Origin of the sequence: Aliirhizobium wenxiniae (assembly GCF_019511445.1) — a bacterium.
GTDB classification, from domain to species: Bacteria; Pseudomonadota; Alphaproteobacteria; order Rhizobiales; family Rhizobiaceae; genus Neorhizobium; species Neorhizobium wenxiniae_A.
Map to the genome: position 1 here is coordinate 1 of NZ_JAEUAN010000140.1, position 249 is coordinate 249.

Below are 249 nucleotides of genomic sequence, written 5' to 3' on the forward strand. Positions count from 1 at the left end.
TCCCAGCCCGCAGCAGGATTGCAGAACTCAGGTGCAAAGACGTAGTGGTTCGTCATCGCAAGGAACCGGATGTTGACCTGTCGCTCCTTGCCCCGGCCGACGCGATCGACCGCTGTCTTCATATTATCGTAGATGCCGCGAGCAGGGACGCCGCCGAACACACGGAAGCCGTGCCAATGGGCGTCAAACAGCATCTCGTGCGTCTGCAGCAGATACGCCCTGACCAAAAACGCGCGACTGTGCGATAGC

1 pseudogene is annotated in these 249 nt (G+C 59.8%); it reads right to left on the reverse strand.

Annotated elements, in window-relative coordinates:
* Positions 1-249 (reverse strand): annotated as a pseudogene (locus JNB91_RS30650) (IS21 family transposase); the annotation flags it as partial.